15 protein-coding genes and 1 pseudogene are annotated in these 16,697 nt (G+C 58.5%); 13 read left to right on the top strand and 3 right to left on the bottom strand.

Annotation, left to right across the window (positions count from 1 at the left end; translation table 11 throughout):
- Positions 1-2,086: 2,086 nt before the first annotated feature.
- Positions 2,087-3,541 carry an RNA polymerase factor sigma-54 gene (rpoN, locus tag BJA_RS09365; protein ID WP_011084688.1) on the top strand — a complete coding sequence of 485 codons (1,455 nt, stop codon included), beginning with the start codon at positions 2,087-2,089 and terminating at the stop codon, positions 3,539-3,541.
- 684 nt (positions 3,542-4,225) lie between these two features.
- On the opposite strand, the gene BJA_RS09370 is transcribed toward rpoN, so the two are convergent.
- The gene (locus BJA_RS09370) at positions 4,226-4,600 is read right to left on the bottom strand and encodes a di-heme-cytochrome C peroxidase (RefSeq protein WP_269465757.1); all 375 of its coding nucleotides are present in this window, start codon (positions 4,598-4,600) and stop codon (positions 4,226-4,228) included.
- Between the two features lie 36 nt (positions 4,601-4,636).
- Here BJA_RS09370 and BJA_RS42205 point away from each other — a divergent pair, with 36 nt between their 5' ends.
- The 4 genes and pseudogenes from BJA_RS42205 to BJA_RS09380 all read left to right on the top strand — a co-directional run.
- Entirely contained in the window at positions 4,637-4,807 is a 171-nt protein-coding gene (locus BJA_RS42205; protein ID WP_014497906.1) for a hypothetical protein, read from the top strand.
- Between the two features lie 557 nt (positions 4,808-5,364).
- Positions 5,365-5,709, top strand: a complete 345-nt coding sequence (locus tag BJA_RS42895; RefSeq protein ID WP_014497905.1) for a hypothetical protein — start codon at positions 5,365-5,367, stop codon at positions 5,707-5,709.
- A complete protein-coding gene (locus tag BJA_RS42900; protein WP_026312353.1) occupies positions 5,706-6,068 on the top strand; it encodes a Wadjet anti-phage system protein JetD domain-containing protein in 363 nt (120 codons plus the stop codon). Before BJA_RS42895 ends, BJA_RS42900 begins: the two co-directional genes overlap by 4 nt.
- A 79-nt stretch (positions 6,069-6,147) precedes the next feature.
- Positions 6,148-6,403: pseudogene (locus tag BJA_RS09380) on the top strand (IS5/IS1182 family transposase); the annotation flags it as partial.
- A 44-nt stretch (positions 6,404-6,447) separates the two neighbouring features.
- Here the strand turns inward: BJA_RS09380 and BJA_RS09385 are convergent.
- Complete coding sequence (locus tag BJA_RS09385; protein ID WP_161966258.1) at positions 6,448-6,666, bottom strand: hypothetical protein; 219 nt, start codon at positions 6,664-6,666, stop codon at positions 6,448-6,450.
- A 358-nt stretch (positions 6,667-7,024) separates the two neighbouring features.
- On the opposite strand from BJA_RS09385, the gene BJA_RS09390 reads away from it, so the two are divergent.
- From BJA_RS09390 to BJA_RS09425, 8 genes are all read left to right on the top strand, one after another.
- Positions 7,025-8,410, top strand: coding sequence for an ABC transporter substrate-binding protein (locus BJA_RS09390; RefSeq protein ID WP_011084694.1), 1,386 nt, complete (start codon positions 7,025-7,027; stop codon positions 8,408-8,410).
- Positions 8,411-8,479: 69 nt separating this feature from the next.
- The gene (locus BJA_RS09395) at positions 8,480-9,442 is read left to right on the top strand and encodes a carbohydrate ABC transporter permease (RefSeq protein ID WP_011084695.1); all 963 of its coding nucleotides are present in this window, start codon (positions 8,480-8,482) and stop codon (positions 9,440-9,442) included.
- A 12-nt stretch (positions 9,443-9,454) separates the two neighbouring features.
- Positions 9,455-10,315 carry a carbohydrate ABC transporter permease gene (locus BJA_RS09400; protein WP_011084696.1) on the top strand — a complete coding sequence of 287 codons (861 nt, stop codon included), beginning with the start codon at positions 9,455-9,457 and terminating at the stop codon, positions 10,313-10,315.
- Positions 10,312-11,253 carry a ribokinase gene (locus tag BJA_RS09405; RefSeq protein WP_011084697.1) on the top strand — a complete coding sequence of 314 codons (942 nt, stop codon included), beginning with the start codon at positions 10,312-10,314 and terminating at the stop codon, positions 11,251-11,253. The genes BJA_RS09400 and BJA_RS09405 overlap by 4 nt, the downstream gene beginning before the upstream one ends.
- A complete protein-coding gene (locus BJA_RS09410) occupies positions 11,250-12,020 on the top strand; it encodes an SDR family NAD(P)-dependent oxidoreductase (RefSeq protein ID WP_011084698.1) in 771 nt (256 codons plus the stop codon). The genes BJA_RS09405 and BJA_RS09410 overlap by 4 nt, the downstream gene beginning before the upstream one ends.
- Positions 12,013-12,840: an HAD-IIA family hydrolase gene (locus BJA_RS09415; protein WP_011084699.1), complete on the top strand. Its 828-nt coding sequence runs from the start codon at positions 12,013-12,015 to the stop codon at positions 12,838-12,840. Before BJA_RS09410 ends, BJA_RS09415 begins: the two co-directional genes overlap by 8 nt.
- Positions 12,840-13,952 carry an ABC transporter ATP-binding protein gene (locus BJA_RS09420; RefSeq protein ID WP_011084700.1) on the top strand — a complete coding sequence of 371 codons (1,113 nt, stop codon included), beginning with the start codon at positions 12,840-12,842 and terminating at the stop codon, positions 13,950-13,952. The genes BJA_RS09415 and BJA_RS09420 overlap by 1 nt, the downstream gene beginning before the upstream one ends.
- Positions 13,906-15,765, top strand: coding sequence for a sigma-54-dependent Fis family transcriptional regulator (locus BJA_RS09425; protein WP_011084701.1), 1,860 nt, complete (start codon positions 13,906-13,908; stop codon positions 15,763-15,765). Before BJA_RS09420 ends, BJA_RS09425 begins: the two co-directional genes overlap by 47 nt.
- Before the next feature lie 4 nt (positions 15,766-15,769).
- Here the strand turns inward: BJA_RS09425 and BJA_RS09430 are convergent, their stop codons facing one another.
- Positions 15,770-16,276 (bottom strand): hypothetical protein, encoded by a 507-nt coding sequence (locus tag BJA_RS09430; RefSeq protein ID WP_018645264.1) that lies wholly within the window; start codon positions 16,274-16,276, stop codon positions 15,770-15,772.
- Positions 16,277-16,697: the final 421 nt, after the last annotated feature.

The raw sequence follows: 16,697 nt of genomic DNA on the forward strand, positions 1-16,697 counted from the left end.
CGCTTCATGCAAGTCTCGCTGCGTCAGACTCGCCTGAGGCTGGATTTCCTAGTTCGGACAATGCAGGTCCTAGGCGGTAAATCGCATGCTTTGTCATACCGACCACGCGATCCCGGCGCTATTGATATGAAGTTCCATCCGTTTCAGATCGAGGATGTCGATCTGTTTGCCAGGAATCGCGCTGTTATAGGTTTTTGCAAGTAAGTGTTGCTAAACAGGCTGCTCAACGCAATGAACGGGTTGAAGCAACAATGACAACATCTTCATTCTCGCCACCAACCGTCTCGAGGCTCTCGAGGCTGCGCCAGCCGGCCGTCCCGGCCATATCAATCAGGCAACTGAGGTGCCGCTGCTCGATGCGACCGCCCGCGAAAGCTGGTTCGTCCCTATGGCAGGGGCTTGCCGCTGGACGAAGCCGTGATCGCTGAAGCCAGGCCCTTCACCTGAGCGGCAGCGCGGCCCTTATCGAGAAGTTGATGCTTCGCGTTGTGCAATCGAGGCTTGCCAGCTGCGGCAATGTCGGCGCGATTTCCACTAACATGAAGCTACCTGCCCGTGCGCAGCGAGTTCAATCGCGATGCGCATTGCATTGTGGCTATGGTGCGCGCCCCACAACTAGGCGCGTCCCAAGTTACCTATCGAAGGATTTGTGGTGAGGGGTCTCCAGCCGTCGACCTTGCGCATGTTGATCTGGCCGGGGGTGAGCAGGCCAGGACGGCATTGCCGCGGCGGCCGCTGATGGCAAACGGTCTTGATCTTGATCCGTCGCTCGAACTCCTCACGCGGCCGCTCAATTGCGTCGGTAGCCGGAATAAGATGTCGCGGCGCCAACTTCCGCTGCGGTGTTCTACAGCGCGGTGTATGGTGCTACCATCGGCGCAGAGGCAGCGGGAGCGCGAATGGCAGGTACGACGACGCGGGCGATGAGCCGGGGTTCGGCTCGGGAGCTTGCCTCTGCGACCCGGTGAGTTGTACCAAGAGCGCGAATTCTTCTTGTCGTTTCGCCGCAGCTCAGATGCCACTGAGGCGAGTGATTGGGGGCGGCATCCCACCGAAGCTTCGGAGAGGTGTTGTTTGGGGAGGCGGCAGGCTTCACCGGCAGCACCGATATGGCGAGGAGTGGGCCAACGCGCTGGCAAGACCCCGCTGGCCAGCGATGAAATGTTGCTCGAGGTCGTAGGAACATCATGGCGGTCTCGCGCGTGCGGACGCCTCTCGCGGAGCGAGTATGTCGGCCGGCCGCTGCAAGCAAGGCGACTGGCGCAGGGCTCTCGACCAAACCGACAAGATCGTCCCGCTCAGCGGCCAAGCGGAGGAAACTAACTGTCCCAGATTTGATGCGTCAGAGGCCCCAGATTCGTCATCCCGAATACGTTGGAACTTTCGGCAGGATAAGCCGAAGAGCAGGCCAATATATGCCCGCTATTCGAACTTCTGCCGATTTGCGTCAGCAACCCGGACAAGAGACTCTTCTCGACGCACATGGGGCAGACGCTAGCGGCCAACAAGCGGCAGGCGTTGGGCAGCTGAATGGTGATCGCCTCGCAATCGCGTTTGACGCAATAGCGATCTTGCGGCCGGTTCAACCCGCTACCTCAACTATTTTCGACTGCCAGCCCTAGTGCCAATTCGTTTGGGCAACTTCCTTCCACGATCGGCTTCGAAGTTCGCGCTAATTCGAGCGTGCAGCAAGGCTCGACAGCGAGGGACTGTCTGAGTGGCGGCAGGCACTGATCCTGAGCCCCGCGCAGCTGTTGCCGGCGCTCCTGCGGGAGGGTGGAGGATCGCGGCTACGCGCAGAACTCACCGAAACTGCCGGGGACTGCAAGTCCTTGATAGGAGTATCGCCACGGGAAGCTGTCCTGTTTGTTGATGCCCTCGCGTCACAGTGCCGCATCCGAATTCCTAGTCCTCTCATCTCGCGCACAATGGGGATTGACGAGGGAGCTCCGACTGAGTGTCGGATTCCGTTGTTCGCTGCCTTCATCTCACCTCGCATCCGCTTTTGCGCGACATCAAAGCGCTTAGATCAGCTCCTGACTAGATGAGCAAAACGCAGACCAACTTCAGTAACGGTTCTTGCTTCATGGCGCTCACGCAAAGATTAGAGTTCCGGCAATCCCAGTCGCTGGTCATGTCGCCGCAGCTGATGCAGGCGATCAAGCTGCTGCAATTATCTAATCTCGACCTCATGACCTTCGTGGAGGAAGAGCTGGAGTGTAATCCGCTGCTCGAGCGTGCCAGTGACGATGCAGCTGGGGCCGAAGCCCCGACTGAGGTCGATCAGGTCAGCGGCGATCAGCTGGCCGAGGCCCAAGTGCGCGACGCCCGGGATGGCGCCATGACCACCTATACCGAATGGGGTGGCGGCGGCTCGGGTGACGAAGACTACAATCTCGAAGCGTTTGTCGCGTCCGAGACAACATTGTCCGACCACCTGGCCGAACAACTGTCGGTCGCATTCACCGCGCCGGCGCAGCGCATGATCGGGCAGTATCTGATCGATCTCGTCGACGAAGCCGGCTATCTGCCGCCGGATCTCGGCCAGGCCGCCGAGCGGCTCGGCGCAACGCAGGAGGATGTCGAGCACGTTCTTGCCGTCCTGCAGGAGTTCGATCCGCCCGGCGTCTGTGCGCGTAACTTGCGCGAGTGCCTGGCGATCCAGCTCCGCGAGCTCGATAGATACGATCCGGCGATGCAGGCCCTCGTCGAGCATCTCGATCTCCTCGCCAAGCGCGACATCGCGAGCTTGCGCAAGCTCTGCGGCGTCGACGACGAGGACATCGCCGACATGATCGACGAGCTCCGCCGGCTCAGTCCCAAGCCGGGCATGAAGTTCGGGTCGGCGCGGCTGCAGACGATGGTACCCGACGTCTATGTCCGTCCGGCTCCTGATGGCGGCTGGCATGTCGAGCTCAACAGCGACACCTTGCCGCGCGTGCTGGTCAACCAGACCTATTATTCCAAGCTGTCGAAGAAGATCGGCAAGGACGTCGATAAGTCCTACTTCAACGACGCGCTGCAGAACGCGACCTGGCTGGTGCGCGCGCTCGACCAGCGCGCCCGCACCATCCTGAAAGTTGCGACCGAGATCGTGCGTCAGCAGGACGGCTTCTTTACCCTTGGTGTTGCGCATTTGCGGCCGCTGAATCTAAAGGCCGTTGCCGAGGCCATCCAGATGCATGAATCCACGGTGTCGCGCGTCACCGCCAACAAATACATGGCAACAAATCGCGGCACATTCGAGTTGAAATATTTCTTCACGGCATCGATCCCTTCGGCGGATGGCGGTGAGGCGCATTCCGCTGAAGCGGTGCGTCACCGCATCAAGCAGCTGATCGAATCCGAAGAGCCGTCAGCGGTTCTGTCCGATGACGCGATCGTTGAGCGCCTGCGAGTCTCGGGCATTGATATTGCCCGCCGCACGGTCGCGAAGTACCGCGAAGCCATGCGCATTCGGTCCTCGGTGCAGCGCCGCCGCGACAATATGTGGTCAACGATGAACAGTAGAGCATCGGGCGGAACTGGCCTCGATAAATAAACCCCCAGCTGTCGATTTAATCCGGAAGCGTAGCTTTGGAGGTCTCTGAAAGCGGGCCTTTGGAGCGAGATTGTTGATGGTGATGGAAGGAAGCTTCTGGCGCGGCATTTGAGGAGAGGTAGTATAGGCCGACTGCCGTCTAAGAGGGGCGAGCGTTTTCAGAGGCTCCGTCGGCGCCAAGCTCTTATTCCTCCCAAGTCCTCGCCTTGGCTTATTGTCGGCCGATATACGGCCCCGATCGGTAGCAGCCGGCTGATCTCGCACGCCAATGATCGCCACCACCTCTTCCGCGATAACTTTCCGGTTCGTTGCTACGCTGCACAACAAGGTTGTAGGGCGAATTATTGGCTTAACCATAATAGCTCGGCGCTAAATGTTGTAAAAACTACACTTGGAGCGCCCAGATTTTGGAAAATGAACAGGTTTTCGAGTGCGCAACTGTAGCCGCGCCCAGCATCGCCAAGTGCGGTTGGGCGGGATCGTCAGGATTGCGCCAAGTCGGGGCTGCTTAGGACCGGCGAGCTCATGGCGGCTTCAAGACAATCGACGACGTCCCGGCAGGAGGGACACATGACCTGGCTGAGCAGGGACAATCTGCCGAATGGCACGTGTTCTGACGAGGCGCATTCGAACTCGGCGGAAGCTAGCGACGCCGGCACACAAGTCGGCGTCGAACGCCATCGCTCATAGAGTCTTGAGATATTCGACAAGCGCTCGCCGTTCGGCGTCGGTCAACTCTGGTCCGATGATGCCGGGCGGCAGTTTCCTTAAGTCGGTTTCCTTACCCTCGAAAGAATGTCCGCGATTGCTGTTCCCAAGCAGCGACACATCGAAGTTCGTCAGACCGGCCGCACAGCTTTCGGACGACTGTGCTTTCGTCGCGAGCCCGACGTTGACCGGGTCGAACGCACGGCTGCCTACGCAAAACGACATCGGCCGCTTGGCGTGCGGCACCAGCATGTCTCTCAGGGTCGGAACAGACCCGTTGTGCAGATAAGGAGCTGTTGCCCAAACACCGTCCAATGGTCGCGCCCGGTACTGAGTGAAAAGCTGTCCCAGCTATTTAGGTTCATCGAGGGTACGATCAAGCATGTCATGCCGACCATCGTTGCCGAGATCGCCTATCAAAGCCTTGGAAGCGAAAAGCTGGTTGATTTTATCGATGAGCAGATACGCAGCGAGAAGACATCTGCAATTCGCACGCTGCTCTGCTCTTTCATGTTGCTCGAGATCGACTCGTTCCCTAGCTATAACCAGGATAAGTGAGTTTTACGAATCGGAAGATACGCCACGGTGGGTGACAGCTCTCATAACCGAGCGCCTGTACAGCTATTATCGGCAACGACCTCTGGCGGGCGCAACACGCAAAAAATTTGAGGAACTTGTTGTGACGCTAGAAATGCGCTTGGCCGGTAAATCTCGTCCAAGAGTTCGAGGAAATTATTTATCCGCCTTGAAGAAGAAGGCATTCAAAGAACCAAAGTCCTAAACTCTTATTCTGGATGAAGCGCCTCCTACAGTCAAAGATCGAGCCATGTCGCTGGACTTGCGGCGCGGATGGGGCGGCGGACTCGATCATGGCCATGGATCGCCTCAAGGGTCGCGCATGGCAACCGAAAGGCTACCATACGCCGGCCAGCTGATCGTTAGGGTCGCGCCGGGCGGCGATCATGGTTCGATGAACGCCGCTGCGCGCGGATCACGCCCGGCCTGCCTTGACCAGATCGAACCACCGCTTCAGGTGCGGATGCGCGCACCAGTCGATCCGTCGTTGATCGACCGGGAGCGGTAGCCCGCGGGTCGCTTCGTCCGATGTCGATACGTTGCGCCACGCCTTCGATCTCGCCCAGGCCATCCTGGACAACAAGCATCTCGACGTGGACTATAAGACCTTCTCGCGACGGACGGTGAGGCACAGCAAGACGCTGGAACGCGTTGAAGGCGTCGTGGTTCGGCTCCTGAGTGGCGTCCTCGAGTTTCCTCCGGGCGCGCGGCCCCGCGAGGCACTGCGGGCGATCGGGCTGGAACGCTTTGCCCCGCCGCTGCTGATCGCGGGTAAGATCGATCTTCTTGGGGCCGATCTCTCCGGAGCCACTCCGCTCATCTCGGGATCGCGCCTAAGGAGGCAGATCATGTCCGCTTCCGGGAGCCGCCGGCGTATGTTTTGACGATCGAAAACTTGGCAAGCTTCAACAGGCACGTCGCCGAGGCCGACGCCGCTCGACTGGGTGCTACGCTGTATGTTGGCGGGTATCCCTCGCTTGCCAGCCAACAGGCCCTGCGCACGATCTCGGCAATGGTGTCCGAACAAACCCCGATCTTTCACTGGTCGGATATCGATCCGGACGGCACCTGGATATTCCACACGATGGAGCGCGCCGTCGGACGACCGATCCTGCCGCATCTCGGGGCGGGCGCCGACCAAAAAGTCCGCACCCGCTCGTTGCCCACCAAACTCCGGCATCGCTTCACTGGCGGCATACTTGGCCAAAGATGGATCCAAGATCCTCGAGCAGGAGGAGCTTGATCCGATTCTTCCTACGCCCACGTAGGCGTTCGGACTGACGAGGGCGCCAGCTTGCGTAACGGGCACGCTTGGCCATTGACGTAAGCGGCTCGGTGACAAGCTGGAGCTCTTGCTGGCCGAGAGCTTGAGGGGGCGCATGAGACCGGCGCGTTGCGGACGCGCGATCTCAAGCAGCGACGGTGGAGACCACCGTTCAGCCCAAGACCATCACCTCCCGACCGATGCCAAGCTGGAATATGCGGCGATTAACCAATCGGCTGGCCCGCGAGTGCGGCCTTAAGTTGCGGCAATCTTATCTGCGCATCGGCTCAGGCGCCTCTCAGTCATCGAGCCGTGAATGGCCACATGAAGAGCGACGGGCATCTCGGTCGCTGCCATCTCAAAGGGCCGGGAGGGGGACGCCGCCAACATCGCCTTCACCGCCGTCGACCACAATCTCCGCCTCACCCTCAGCCTGGCTGAGGCTTTCGTTGGGCCTAATCCGCAACGCCTTGTTGCTGATGCTCGCGGTCGCGCTCGAGCTTCGTCCTGCAATATGGCGGGTTGAGAGACCAGATTGTTTGCGGATCGAGAAAGGTTGCGGCAATGCATCAAGCACTCGTCCCTCTTAAAAGCAGCACAATCAAGAACAAGATCGAGGCGTCCGTGCCGCAAGGTGAGATTAACAGAGGGATTCGAACGAGCTACTATGCATCAGCTCGGGCGGTTGGCCCGGCTCGGCCCTCGTTTGTAGGCTGGCTGCGCGGGGTCTGAACATGGGCCTGCATTGATCATCTCCCCATGGCTTTTGCAACGGCTGCTGTAACGCTGTTTTCTTGACTTACCCAAAAATACCCAACTTCGATCTGAATGGGTGCATAAGGGCGGAAAATCACGGCTAGCGTTACCAACACTCGCGGCCCTGGAAGACGACAGGCACGTGAACTTGAGGGCCGAAGAGCCCAGAGGAGGGACCAATGCCAAGGACGCTAGCCGCACCGCGCGGCCATTCTTACCATTTCGTCAAAGCCGCTCTGATTTGCTCAACTCTCTTGTCCGGTGCGGCCGCATCTTTCGGCCAGGCCAAAGCGGAGGATATCAACTGGCGCCAGTTCGAGGGCGCTTCGATCGTTTGGGCTTACGACATCCATCCATATGCTGACGCGGTTGCAGCACAGCTTCCTGAGTTCGAGAAGTTGACGGGCATCAAGGTGACGCCCGAGCTTTATCCGGACGATGCCTATTGGAATAAGCTGACCATCCAGCTGAGCACAAAATCGCCCTCGTGGGATGTCGTCGGCACAGGAATTCAACCGGCTTGGGATCTTGCGCCCGGTCAACTGCTTGAGCCGCTCGACCGCTATCTGAACGACCCTAAGCTCACATCGGCAAGCTATGACTACAAGGACTTCTTCCCCGCATTGCGTGACGCGCTGACTTGGCAAGTCAATGGCGGGCAGATCGAACCGGGCCGGGGTCAGGTGTGGGCCATCCCGCACGGGTTCGAAAACATCCAATTGTTCTACCGTAAGGACATTCTTGACAAACACGGTATCAAGGTTCCGACAACCCCGCCGGAAATGTCGGCGGCATGCGAAAAGCTAAAATCTGCCGATCCCGCGATCACGCCCCTGGGTGTGCGAGGAGTGCGCTTTTGGAGCAGCATCCACACGGCCGCGATCTCAATCGCCAAGTCCTATGGTGTACACGACTTCGTCGTCAAGGACGGCAAGTTGGAAACCGGTCTCAATTCTCCCGAGTCGATCGCCTTCCACAAAGACTACGTGGAGATGATCAAGAGGTGTGCTGCCCCATCCTTTGCCAACGACAACTGGTACCAAGTGGTCGATGGCATCAATTCGGGTCGGACAGCGATGGCGATCGATTCTAACATGTTCGGGTTCTGGAACGATGTTGCCGGCAAGCCCGCTTCGGGCAAGATTGCCTTCGCTCCGCCACTGCGAGCTCCGAACGGCAAGACTTTCGAATCGAACATCTGGATCTGGTCCCTGGCCATGAATGCTGCTTCCCAGAAAAAGGGAGCGGCCTGGCTCTTCATTCAGTGGGCGACGTCAAAGCAGGTCGAGCTGAACGGTGCCATCGCCGGCAAGCTCGTCAACTCGCCGCGCGCTTCGACCTGGAGCGACAAGGTTTGGCTCGACTATGCGGCTAAACCGGAATTCACAAATTTCGTGGATACCTTCAAGAGTGTTCAGGACCGGGCTGCGCTCGCCTTTACGCCGCGCGTAGGGTTTGCCGAGGCCATGAACGCCTGGGCAGTTGCCATGCAGAAGATGGTTAATGGTGCGGACGTGAAGGCGACATTGGCCGACCTCGCCTCCGAGATTCGCTCCTCCATGTAAGGCAACCGGGGAGCGGCATCACCGGATTGCCGCCTCCACTACCCCCGCGTATCTTTCGAGAAGTGAGCGATGAACCTTCGAGGCATCGACGCAACCGTGATGCTACAATCATCGGTAGGCCAACTGGCACCGCCCAAAAAAGAGCAGGTGCAAAGCGCCGGGCAGCATGCTCTTGACTGGTGGAGCCTTGCTGCGATTGCTCCCGCGATCATCATACTGCTCGGATTTCTTTTTCTGTTTTTCTATGGCGTCTTCCAATCGCTGACCGATCTCAAGTTTGGCCGTCCCCTGGTTCGTTTCATTGGGGTCACCAACTATGAAGTGGCAATCAAGACTCAAGATTTCTGGAACAGCATGCGGGCGACCACGGTGTATGCCTGCTCCGCGGTCCTCGCGGAAGCGTTCTCTGGGCTTGCGCTCGCCAAATTGTTCGCAAGCCGCGTGTTTCTTGCACAATTGATGCGGCCTGTCATTCTCCTTCCGTTGGTATTGCCGCCCATGAGCGTCGCCCTGATGTGGACCACAATGATGGATCCACAAAACGGGATTCTGAACTATTTGCTTTCGCTCGTCGGGATCGGCCGCTTCGCCTGGATTTCGGACGCCGGTACGGCGATGTTCTCGCTAGTTCTCATCGACATATGGACTTACACACCATTTTTTGCGCTCATCATCTTCGCCGGTTTGCAGGGCATTAACGAGGAGATCAGAGAAGCCGCGCGGATCAATGGCGCTAAGGGTTGGGCGACGTTCCTCCATATTGAGCTTCCACTTATTGCACCGTATATCCTGATCGCCGCAGTCTTTCGGCTGATCGAGTCGCTCAATCAGTTCGATATCATCTTCGGAACAACCCAGGGCGGTCCAGGTGACAGTACCTCCGTGCTCTCGGTTCGCGCCTACATCACAGCCTTTCAAAACCTCGCCTTCGGGCGTGGTGCCGCGCTCATGGTTGTCAACTGGTTGATCGTGCTTCTCGGGACCTTGGCCATGGTAAAATTGTGGCGGTTGGTTCGGCAGCGCGTAAGCTAGAGGAGGCTGGCAATGCGCTTCAAACGCTTAACGCCCGCAAGCTTGTTCCTTAATGGACTGGTTGTTGTCTGTACGCTCATCCTGACATTTCCCCTGGTCTGGATCGTGATGATGTCGCTGAAGCAGCAGGCCGAGGTCATGACCTTGCCGCCGCGCTTTGTCTTCACTCCAACATTTGAAAACTTCCGCGTTTTGTTCGATGCCGCCCAGGCCGGGGCGACAAGCTACGGCACCATCAAGGTTGATTTCCTGACGCCGGTCGCCAATAGCGTCGTGATATCGCTTGGCGCGGTGCTCGTATCGCTGATCGCCGGCGTACCCGCAGGTTACGTCTTGGCAAGACGTGATATCCCTAGGAAGGAGGACATCGCGTTCTTCATTCTGGGCTTCCGCTTCGCGCCGGCACTCCTTGTCGTTATACCGCTGTTCAGCGTGTTCCAAACAGTTGGCCTTTATGACACTTATCTCGGCATGATCTGGGTTTATCAGGTCGTCACGCTGCCAATGATCATCTGGCTAAGCCGATCATATATCGAGGACATCCCAAAGGACATTGAGGAGGCGGCGGCCATGGATGGTGCAAAGCCGTTCCGTGTAGTCTGGCACATCGTTCTTCCGCTTCTAAAGCCCGGCCTAATCGGCGCTTCATTGCTCATTTTCTTGCTTGCCTGGCACAATTTCGCTCTCGGCCTGATCCTCAGTTCGACGAAAGCACCGGTCACCGTGGCCCTGCTCAAGCTGCTTAATCCAGGCGTTCAGTTCTATCCGGTCATGGCTGCGGGTTTGGTGGTGACCATGATTGTGCCGATCGTCCTGATTATCCTTGGCCAGCGTCATCTCGAACGTGGCCTTACCTTCGGGGCCGTGAAATGAGCCCCAGACCATTGATGTTCTTCGGAACGACCAATCTTGACCTCTGCTTCAACGTCGAGCGGCTTCCAACGCCGGGTGAAAGCCTGATGGGAAGCTTAAAGCAGAATGCGGGAGGCAAGGGCGCAAATCAGGCGGTCGCCGCCGCTCGATTGGGGCTTCGGCCGAGCTTCTACACCCGGCTTGGCGATGATGACGCTGGCCGATCGTTGCTGCAAGCGCTGCGTGAGGCAGGTGTCCGCCTTGATGCCATTGAGGTATGCCCGGGGGAGATATCCGGTTCTGCTCTTGTCCTCGTCGGCGACGACGGCTCCAACATGATTGTCATAGACCCGGGAGCCAATGCAAATGTCACTCCGAGCATGGTCGAGAAGGCGGCCGAATTCATTGAGCGGGACGCAATCGTCGTTGCCGAAATGGGCATGCCGGTCCCCGCGCTCAATCACCTTTTTGCATTGAAGAGCGTCAAGGAATTCGATCTTATTTTCAATCCGGCCCCCGTGAGGGCGGGCCTGTCGCCCGCGGCGTGGAGGAGTGTCGATTTCGTCACACCAAACCAGACGGAAGCTTTCGAGCTCACCGGTGTCGAGGTGCATGACTTCGACGGCGCCGCTCATGCGGCTGGAAAGCTTCTCGATCTCGGGCCGAAGGCAGCGCTGATCACGCTAGGTGCGCAGGGAGCCTACTACGCCGATGCCAGCGCGACTTTCGCGCTCCGCGCATTTCCTGTGAAGGTCGTTGATACGACCGCGGCGGGGGATGCCTTTAATGGAGCTTTCGCAGCCTCTCTTGCTCATCGGTTGCCGATACGAGAAGCGATCAAAAAGGCGCTCGCGGTTGCCGCCTTATATGTGACGCGACGCGGCGCCCAAAGATCGATGCCTAGCAGTTGGGCCGTCGACGAATTTCTGAATTCTCAATCGATCTTGGAGTTGGAATGACCGAACAGTTCTCAGTTGCAGACAGGACCGTGCTTGTGACCGGTGCAGGTGGAGGCATTGGCTCAGCCATAGCTAATGCTTTCCGTCAAGGCGGTGCGAACGTCCTGGCAACCGACGCGAATTTGGAAAACCTGCGAGTCATTCTGACTCGTTTGCCGCACGGCAATGGCATCCTGCCGATGAGCATGGATGTGTCACGAGAAGATGATGTCGGCAGGGTGCTTGATGAGATCGCCAAGCGCTTCGGCAGGCTCGATGTCCTGATCAACAACGCCGGAATAAAATCGGCTCAGGCGCTTCTGACCGGAAATGCCGATCGAATCGAAAAAACCATCCAGATCAATTCCGTCGCAGTGCTTCGTTGCGCGAAGCTGGCGATCGAGCGCTTCATGAAGAGCAAAGGCGGCCGCATCGTCAATGTCGGGTCCTCGTTGTCATCTCAAGGTGCTGTTTTCAACTACCAGGCTGGCGGCGCCGACTATTGCTTGTCAAAAGCCATCGTGCACGATGTGACAAAGCTGCTCGCTTATGAATGTGCTCCGTTCAAGATCAACGTCAACGCGATTGCTCCCGGGATTATCGATACACCCTTGCACGGGCGTCCGCGGGAGGAAACCGAAGCGCGCCATAGTGGCCGAATTCCGCTGGGCCGGGTCGGACTGCCGGAAGATATCGCAGGGCTTGCGGTGTTCCTGGCCAGCCCCGCAGCTTCCTACATGACCGGGCAGATTGTCCATGTGAATGGTGGGATGCTGATGAATGGTTAGCCTCAGCTCTAAGATCAACTGGCCGCCGATAGAAGGGATTATCTCCGATCTGGATGGCGTCGTTTATCGTGGCGGCACCGCAATAGCGGATGCCATAGAGGCGTTTACGAGATGGCAGAAAGCAGGCGTGCCATTCTGCTTTGCGACGAACAATTCAACGCATACCCCGGAGGACGTCGTCGGCAGGCTGAGAGGATCTGGTCTTTCGATCGCACCGTCTCAGGTCGTTACAAGCGCTATCACCGCCGCAGAACTCGTTCGAACCAATTATCCGCACCTAACGCGAATCTATGTCATCGGAGCTTCCTCGCTTGTGACGGCCATGCGAGATGTTGGGCTGGAGGTCACGGACCGAGCGCCCGAAGCTGTCGTGATGGGGCTTGACCGGGACATCACGCATGAGAAGCTGCGAATTGCGGTTGAGTCGATCCTCAATGGAGCTGTGTTCATAGGAACCAATCCCGATCTTCTGCTGCCGACGGCCAGCGGGTTCGAACCTGGCGCTGGTGCGACCATTGCAGCTGTGGCCGCTGCTACGCAAGTGCGGCCTTCGATCGTTGGAAAGCCGCAAGTGCCGATGATCGAGACAGCGCTCTCACGCCTCGGTACGAAGCGCGGGTCGACCATCATGATCGGAGATCAAGTTCCTACGGATATTCAAGCCGGAAAGAGGGCGGGTCTTGCCACGGTGCTTGTTACAACCGGCGTGCCAACGCGTCAGGATCCGTCCTTGATGGCTCCCGACTTCATCGTATCGAGCTTGCGCGAGATTGAGGTAAGTGCTGCTCGCGCGGCTCAACCGCGACAGAGGAGGGCATAATGGCCGACGTTCGCCTGGAGGGCCTCAAGAAGACTTTTGGGACAATCGAGATCCTGAGTAATATCGACCTGACTATCGATCACGGCGAATTTGTCATCTTTGTTGGTCCGTCCGGGTCGGGCAAATCCACGCTTCTGCGCATGATTGGCGGGCTCGAGCCCATCAGCGGTGGGCGGCTCCTCATCGACAATGAGCTCGTCAACGACATCGATGCGGCCGATCGCAACCTCGGCATGGTCTTTCAAAGCTACGCTCTCTATCCGCATATGACGGTGAAAGAGAACCTGGCCTTTCCCCTGCGCATGGCCAAAGCCGGGAAAGCCGCGATCGCCGCCAAGATAGCCAAAACAGCATCGCTATTGCAGATCGACCATCTATTGGAGCGCAAGCCTCGACAACTTTCAGGAGGGCAACGCCAGCGCGTCGCAATCGGGCGCGCCATCATGCGAGAACCAAAAGTTTTCCTGTTCGATGAGCCGCTCTCCAACCTGGACACCGATTTGCGCGTGCAGATGCGGGTTCAGATCGCCAAGCTCCACAAGCAGCTCGGAAATACCATGATCTACGTGACGCATGACCAGGTGGAGGCGATGACCTTGGCTGACAAGATCGTGGTGCTCAAGGACGGCAACATCGAACAGGTCGGCAGCCCGCACGATCTGTATCACAATCCCGCTTCGCGCTTTGTTGCAGGATTCATCGGCTCGCCCAAGATGAACTTCCTGGGCGGCAAGGTCGAAGCAGCTCATGAACATGGCATGGATGTCCGGTTGGACGCCGGGCCCACGATCTCCGTTCCGGTCCAGCCGGACCAGATGCTGGTTGGCAAGCCGGTCACTGTTGGAATTCGCCCGGACGACTTCTCCTCGTCAATGCCCGGGCAGCAGGAGATCTCGATTGAACTTGGGGTCGATTTCGTCGAGCATCTCGGCAGCGTCACGTACATCTACGGTAATGCCGGAAACGAAGCTCTCGTCGCCAGGGCGCCACAATCCGGTTGGCCCAAAGGCGCCTCCAAGTTCACCCTCACCGCCGCTCCAGCCGATTGCCACTTGTTCATGGGCAATGGAAAGGCGGTATGGCGGTTGCACGCACCTGCGAGTTGGAGCTAGTCTTCACGTAGAGCCGTGCGATGATGCGCGGCTCAGGATCGACAGGCGGACGGCTGAGGTGAAGGGAGCCGGTATCAGGCAGTTCTTCCGCAATTCCCGTTCGTTTGTCCTTGGTGCGGGGATCGGGTCGGGCATGACCGCCAGAGCCGCCGAGCGGGCGGGGGCCGATTTCGTGCTCGCGCTCAATGCGGGCCGTTTTCGTGCCATGGGTGGGGCCTCGCCTGCCTCGATCCTCCCAATCCGCAATAGTAACGAATTCGTGGCAAGCTTCGGACGGACCGAAATTCTGCCCAGCACGAAACTGCCGGTCTTCTTCGGCACCTGTACATTCGACCCCGAGCTCGATGTTGATCGTTGGCTCGATCGGATCATCAAATGGGGATTTGCCGGCGTGACCAACTTCCCATCGGTCATACACATCGACGATGAGCGCAGGTCATTGCTCGAGAAGTGTGGTCTTGGTTACTCCCGGGAAATCGAGCTCCTCGTGAAAGCTGCAAAACGCGGCCTGATGACAATTGCCTATACGCGCAGTCAATCCGAGGCGCGTCGAATGGTCGAAGCGGGCGCCGAGGCCATTTGCATCAACTTCAATCTAAACCGCGCGATTGAAAGCGGAGCCGATCCGTCGGTCAGCCTGTCTGAACTTGCAGCGCGTACGAGCGCCGTTGCGCGCGTTGCTCAATCCGTCAACAAGAGCACCATCTGCCTGCTTGGGGGCGGCCCCATTACGAAGCCGGACGAACTCCTCGACATCTGCCGCGAGACCGGAATCCAGGGTTTCATCGGAGGCTCTTCGCTGGACCGCGTGCCTCTGGAGATGTCGGTCCTCGAGGTGACGTCGGGCTTCAAGACCATCCACCTGTTGCGCGAGAAGGTGGATCTACTCGAACGGCAGCTGCAGTTGAGTGGTTTCAGGCACGGCGTGATCGCGCAGTCCTCGGCAATGAAGCGCATCCTTGAGATCACCAGACGCGTTGCGGCGACCCCCCGCCCGGTCCTCATCTGGGGGGAGGCCGGCTCTGGCAAGCGTAGAATAGCAACCCTGGTTCACGCGTTTAGCGACCGCAGGCACGCCAAAACGGCGTTGTTTCATTGCCGCCCCGGTCCGGCGATGGATATACTTGGCCCGTTGTTCGGCGCCGAGCGTCTTGAGAGCGGCAGACGCCAATTGTCACTCCTGGAGGCGTCGAGTGACGGTGCCGTCGTGCTATTGCATGTCGACCAACTTTCGCGCGATGGACAGGAGCGCCTTGCCGATTACCTCGAGACAGGCGGATTTACCCCTCTGAACGGGGTAACTGTCATGCGTTCCAACGCCCGGATCATTGCCACCGCGACCGTGGCCCGAGGCGCTGGTCTTGAAACGGTTCTGTGCGCGCGGCTTCTCGACCTTTTTACCGGGCTGGATGTCCAATTGCCTTCGCTACCCGACAGGCTTGAAGATCTGCCGCAACTCGTTCAACACTTCACCGTCGAAGCCAAAGGAGATTCCAGCGCCCAGACGCTCACGATAGAAAACTCTGCATTCCTTGCGCTCGCCGGGCACGATTGGCCAGGCAATTTGCGCGAGTTGCGGCAGGTCGTGAACCAGCTCGTGACCTTGCCATCAAGTCACATCACCGGTGAGGTGCTAAAGCCGTTGTTGGAGCCACCTTTTGGCGCACGGCCCGCGGCCTCGCTGTCCGAGCGAGACTGGATCATCGAGGGCTTGAAGAGAAACCGGCTTCACCGCGGCAAGACTGCTCGCTCTCTCGGGCTTTCGCGCAAAACCCTCTACAATAAAATCAAGAAACTGCGGATCCTCGAATAAGGCCTCATGCCCGTCGTAGCGGCTGCTTGGCCGTGGCGGCCTGCTCCAGGGAGAACCTCGGTACCGACGACGATCCATGAGAGCCAAGGCTTACGAGCCCGATATCCGATCCAATCGGCAGCGCAAGCGCCTCGGGTCGCAGATAGACGGCCCCATCCAGCTGCGAACCAAGCCGTTGCTCCGCTGCTGTCATCTTTGCCTCGTCCGCCGCGATAAACAGGACTTTGAACCCGCGCCTTGCAAACCACTCCATACGGCGAAGCTCGAGCTCCTGACCGCGATCGAGCGGCACTCCTGCCGATGTCCGTTCAATCATGCAGGCTGGCGGAAAATTCGTCACTCCGGTCATCTTTGCATCCTGTAACAGATCTCCGAGATCTTCCCAGCAGGCAAAGGGATCGATCATGACGACGGCCGCATAGCAGCAAGGGGGCGCCTTGGGGCTCGCGTGCAAGTCCCGCACGAGGCAGTCGTTCCAGTCGATGACAGGAAGTGTAGCCATGACGAGCATGGCATTCTGCGGAAGAGTCCGCAGTGACGGCGCATAGATCGTTATCTGATCACCGCGAGGCGAGGGGAGACTTGCGGCAAGGCGACCAAAGACATTGGCTCTCACGGTTCTACCCAATCCTACCCATTTGAACCTTTCGCCGATCTTACACGCCATTCCATCGAGGTCTAGACCACCACTCGTCGATCTTTGGGGGAGCAATGTCATGTCTTTCTTCGGCGGGGGAGCCGGGCTCGGCTGGATGCGATGAACGCTAACGCCGTCATAGCCGTTCTTGCTTGAGTAGCCTCTCCGCGCCTTGCTGTGAGCCGGATACGATTTGCCGATGCTGCCCGAGTTCGGCTCGTTCTGAAAAAGGGCCCGTGATATAGCGCGACGATCTGGGTCGGAAGACGTATTGCCTCACATATCGATGCTCCCG

Origin of the sequence: Bradyrhizobium diazoefficiens USDA 110, assembly GCF_000011365.1 — a bacterium.
In the GTDB taxonomy this organism is placed as follows: Bacteria; Pseudomonadota; Alphaproteobacteria; order Rhizobiales; family Xanthobacteraceae; genus Bradyrhizobium; species Bradyrhizobium diazoefficiens.

Excerpts from the sequence above, each read along its gene's own strand:
- rpoN (WP_011084688.1), top strand. The coding sequence starts at position 2,087 with ATGGCGCTCACGCAAAGATTAGAGTTCCGGCAATCCCAGTCGCTGGTC.
- BJA_RS42205 (WP_014497906.1), top strand. The coding sequence starts at position 4,637 with ATGCCGACCATCGTTGCCGAGATCGCCTATCAAAGCCTTGGAAGCGAA.
- BJA_RS09390 (WP_011084694.1), top strand. The coding sequence starts at position 7,025 with ATGCCAAGGACGCTAGCCGCACCGCGCGGCCATTCTTACCATTTCGTC.
- BJA_RS09395 (WP_011084695.1), top strand. The coding sequence starts at position 8,480 with ATGAACCTTCGAGGCATCGACGCAACCGTGATGCTACAATCATCGGTA.
- BJA_RS09400 (WP_011084696.1), top strand. The coding sequence starts at position 9,455 with ATGCGCTTCAAACGCTTAACGCCCGCAAGCTTGTTCCTTAATGGACTG.
- BJA_RS09405 (WP_011084697.1), top strand. The coding sequence starts at position 10,312 with ATGAGCCCCAGACCATTGATGTTCTTCGGAACGACCAATCTTGACCTC.
- BJA_RS09410 (WP_011084698.1), top strand. The coding sequence starts at position 11,250 with ATGACCGAACAGTTCTCAGTTGCAGACAGGACCGTGCTTGTGACCGGT.
- BJA_RS09415 (WP_011084699.1), top strand. The coding sequence starts at position 12,013 with ATGGTTAGCCTCAGCTCTAAGATCAACTGGCCGCCGATAGAAGGGATT.
- BJA_RS09420 (WP_011084700.1), top strand. The coding sequence starts at position 12,840 with ATGGCCGACGTTCGCCTGGAGGGCCTCAAGAAGACTTTTGGGACAATC.
- BJA_RS09425 (WP_011084701.1), top strand. The coding sequence starts at position 13,906 with ATGGAAAGGCGGTATGGCGGTTGCACGCACCTGCGAGTTGGAGCTAGT.
- BJA_RS09430 (WP_018645264.1), bottom strand. The coding sequence starts at position 16,276 with ATGCTCGTCATGGCTACACTTCCTGTCATCGACTGGAACGACTGCCTC.